1 protein-coding gene is annotated in these 1,717 nt (G+C 69.7%); it reads left to right on the top strand.

The features are described from left to right. Positions 1-74: 74 nt before the first annotated feature. Positions 75-1,655, top strand: coding sequence for an IS1182 family transposase (locus ACIRFH_RS36595; protein ID WP_403530918.1), 1,581 nt, complete (start codon positions 75-77; stop codon positions 1,653-1,655). Positions 1,656-1,717: the final 62 nt, after the last annotated feature.

The raw sequence follows: 1,717 nt of genomic DNA, 5'->3' as shown, positions 1-1,717 counted from the left end.
CTAGAAGACTCATGAAGATCTTGGGGTTCTGGCCCTGCCGCGTGAGCGGCAGGGCCAGACTCTTTGGTGTGGTGATGGGGGAATGGGCCGGGGAGACGGTCGGGCCGGATGTGTGGGAGACCTGCCGGGAGTTGATCCCGGCCGGAGGTGTGTTCGCGTTCCTGGCCGAGCATCGCGGTGCACTGTTCCCGGCGGAGATGTTCGCGGACATGTACCCCTCGGCGAACGGGCGGCCGAGTATGCCGCCGCAGATCCTGGCCGCGGCGATCACACTGCAGGCCCTGCATGGGCTGTCGGACTTCGAGACGGTGCAGGAACTGCGGTGTGACCTGCGGTGGAAGGCCGCATGCGGGCTGGGCCTGCACGACATGGCGTTCGACCCCTCGCTGCTGGCCTACTTCCGCCGCCGGCTTTCCCGTTCCGCCCGGCCCAACCGAGTCTTCGAGGCCGTACGGGAGGTCGTCAAGGCCACCGGTGTCCTCAAGGGCAAGCACCGGCGGGCCCTGGACTCCACCGTGCTGGACGACGCAGTCGCCACCCAGGACACCGTCACCCAGCTCATCGCCGCCGTCCGCGCGGTCATCCGCGAAGTCCCCGGTGCCGACCAGGTCGCGGCCGTGCAGTGCACCGCGCACGACTACACCGATCCCGGCAAGCCCCGCATCGCCTGGAACGACGAGCAGGCCCGCGCCTGCCTGGTCGACGCCCTCGTCGGTGACGCGCTCAGGCTGCTGGGCCACCTTCCCGAGCAGCAGCTCGGCGAGAAGGCCGCGAACGCGGTCGGCCTTTTGGCCCTGGTCGCCGGGCAGGACGTGGAGCCGGCCGGAGACTCCGACGGCCGCGACGGACGCTGGCGCATCACCCGCGGCACCGCCTACGACCGGACCGTCTCCACCGTCGATTCCGAATCCCGGCACATCCACAAGACCCGCACCCACCGGCAGGACGGATACAAAGCCCACCTCGCCGTCGAGCCGGAGACCGGCTTATACACCGCCGTGGCCCTCACGCCCGGGGCCGGGCCCGAGCACCACGAGGCCAAGGTGGGCCTGGACCTGCTCGCCGACGAGGACACTGCCCTCGATCTCTTCGGCGACACCGCCTATTCCGCCAGCGACGTCCGCCACACCCTTCAGCAGCAAGGTCACCGGCTGTTCCTCAAACCGGCCCCGCTGCGGCCGGCCGTCCCCGGCGGCTTCACCCTCGACGACTTCGCTATCGACACCACCACCGCCACCGTGACCTGCCCGGCCGGACACACCGTTCCCCTCTCCGAGCCCGGAGGACAGCACCAGCAGCGCAAGGCCACTTTCAAGGACCTGTGCTCCGGGTGCCCCCTGCGCGAGCGGTGCACCAAGGCCAGGGCCGGACGCATCCTGACCATCCGCCCGCACCACGACCTCCAGGCAGCCGCCCGCGACCAGGCCGCCACCGACCCCGACTGGCAAGCCCACTACAGGCGCTGGAGACCCCCGGTCGAACGCGCCGTCGCCTGGCTCATCCAGCACGGTAACCGCCGCCTGCGCTACCGCGGCACCATCGCCAACAACACCTGGCTCCACACCCGAGCAGCAGCCCTCAACCTCCGCCGACTGATCAACCTCGGACTCACCCGAACAGGCAGCACCTGGACGATCAACCCAGCAACCGCATAGACCAAGGGGCCGCCCGGCCTACGGCCGGACAGCCCCCACCAAGATCTTCATGAGTCTTCTAG

This window comes from Streptomyces sp. NPDC093586, assembly GCF_044764905.1.
Lineage (GTDB): Bacteria > Actinomycetota > Actinomycetes > Streptomycetales > Streptomycetaceae > Streptomyces.
Note: the sequence above shows the minus strand (reverse complement) of the source record. Positions and strands in the feature narration are given on the sequence as shown.

Excerpts from the sequence above, each read along its gene's own strand:
- ACIRFH_RS36595 (WP_403530918.1), top strand. The coding sequence starts at position 75 with ATGGGGGAATGGGCCGGGGAGACGGTCGGGCCGGATGTGTGGGAGACC.